Origin of the sequence: Niveispirillum sp. KHB5.9, assembly GCF_048066115.1 — a bacterium.
Taxonomy (GTDB): domain Bacteria; phylum Pseudomonadota; class Alphaproteobacteria; order Azospirillales; family Azospirillaceae; genus Niveispirillum.
Genome location: NZ_JBLTYX010000052.1, coordinates 1 through 2,228, shown reverse-complemented (window position 1 = coordinate 2,228; position 2,228 = coordinate 1). Strand labels below are relative to the sequence as shown.

Here is a 2,228-nt window from a genome sequence, read left to right as displayed (position 1 = left end):
CTCTAAGCTTTTGGGGTGGTGGCGAAGGGGAGTCAATAGCAGAAATGATAATAATTAAACTTTCAGGTCGATGCATATCGGCGTGTTACCTCGCGATAGTGGTAACCGATTGACATGAATTTCAACTCAAGTCCTGCTACCGGTTTCCAAGGCGACGCCCCCGGATGCCCGCCCCGAATCACCGCCCCCAGCGCACCGCACACCACCCCTGCCGCCCGCCGGCCCGCAGGGTCATTGCCTTCCGCCCCCCTTGACCCTATCTTGCGCCGCAAATCTCTATCCTGGTGCGCTCCTGTCCATGACCGACCTGTCGAAGATCCGTAACTTCTCCATCATCGCCCATATCGACCATGGCAAGTCGACGCTGGCCGACCGTCTGATCGAATTCTGCGGCGCCATCGAGGCGCGGGACATGAAGGCGCAGTTGCTCGACAATATGGATATCGAGCGGGAGCGCGGGATCACCATCAAGGCGCAGACCGTGCGCCTGGAATACAAGGCCAAGGATGGCGAGACCTATCAGCTGAACCTGATGGACACGCCGGGCCATGTCGATTTCGCCTATGAGGTCTCGCGCTCGTTGGCCGCCTGTGAAGGCTCGCTGCTGGTGGTCGATGCCTCGCAGGGGGTGGAGGCGCAGACGCTGGCCAATGTCTATCAGGCGCTGGATGCCAATCATGAGATCGTGCCCATCCTGAACAAGGTGGACCTGCCGGCCGCCGATGTGCCGCGGGTCAAGGCGCAGATTGAGGATGTGATCGGGCTGGACGCGTCGGACGCGGTGGAGATTTCGGCCAAGACCGGCCTGAACATCGAAGGTGTGCTGGAAGCCATCGTGACCCGCCTGCCGCCGCCCAAGGGCGACAAGGATGCGCCCCTGCAGGCCCTGATCGTCGACAGCTGGTACGATGCCTATCTGGGCGTCGTCATTCTGGTCCGCGTGGTCAATGGCGAGTTGAAGCTGGGCCAGAAGGTGCGCTTCATGGCGACCGGTGCCACGCGCGAGCTGGACCGCGTGGGTATCTTCACGCCCAAGAAGATCGCCCTGGAAAAGCTGGGGCCGGGCGAGATGGGCTTCGTGACCGCCGCCATCAAGGATATTCGCGACACCAAGGTCGGTGATACGATCACCGAGGAACGCCGTCTGGCGCCTACGGCGCTGGCCGGGTTCAAGCCCTCCATCCCCGTGGTGTTCTGCGGCCTGTTCCCGTCGGACGCGGCGGAGTTCGAGCATCTGCGCGACAGTTTGGGCAGGCTGGCGCTGAATGATGCCAGCTTCCAGTACGAGACGGAAAGCAGTGCGGCGCTGGGCTTCGGCTTCCGCTGCGGCTTCCTGGGCCTGCTGCATCTGGAGATCATCCAGGAGCGGCTGGAGCGCGAGTTCGACCTGGACCTGATCACCACCGCGCCGTCGGTGGTCTATAAGATGCACATGACCGACGGCAAGGTGATCGACATGCACAATCCGGCCGACATGCCGGACGTGGTGCGCATCGACCATATCCAAGAACCGTGGATCAAGGCCACGATCATGCTGCCGGACGAGTATCTGGGCGGCGTGCTGGCGCTGTGCACCGAACGGCGCGGCGTGCAGAAGGACCTGACCTATGTCGGCGGCCGCGCCATGATCATCTATGAGCTGCCGCTGAACGAGGTGGTGTTCGATTTCTACGACCGGCTGAAGTCGATCAGCCGCGGCTATGCCAGCTTCGATTACCAGCTGGAGGAATATCGCGAGGGCGACCTGGTCAAGATGTCGATCCTGGTGAATGCCGAGCCGGTTGACGCCCTGTCGATGATCGTCCACCGCAGCCAGGCCGAATATCGCGGCCGCCAGCTGTGCGAGCGACTGAAGGATCTGATCCCCCGCCACCTGTTCAAGATCCCCATCCAGGCGGCCATCGGCGCCAAGGTCGTGGCGCGCGAGACCATCGCCGCCATGCGCAAGGACGTGCTGGCCAAGTGCTATGGCGGCGATATCAGCCGCAAGCGCAAGCTGCTGGACAAGCAGAAGGAAGGCAAGAAGCGCATGCGCCAGTTCGGCGAGGTGGAAATCCCGCAGAGCGCGTTCATCGCGGCGCTGAAGATGGGGGATAATTGAGGCCTGGTATCGGCAGCACTTCCCGAGAGGCGTTAATATGGTATCGCCAACAACGGTTCTCGGTGCTGCCGGTGAGCACTATGTCATGTGCCAGCTGCTGCGCCGTGGAATGATTGCGGCGTTAGAG

Annotated in this window: 1 protein-coding gene; it reads left to right on the top strand. The window is 62.0% G+C overall.

Annotated elements, in window-relative coordinates; genetic code table 11:
- The first annotated feature begins 298 nt into the window (after positions 1-298).
- Entirely contained in the window at positions 299-2,101 is a 1,803-nt protein-coding gene (gene lepA / locus ACM9HJ_RS30825) for a translation elongation factor 4 (protein ID WP_416575638.1), read from the top strand.
- Positions 2,102-2,228: the final 127 nt, after the last annotated feature.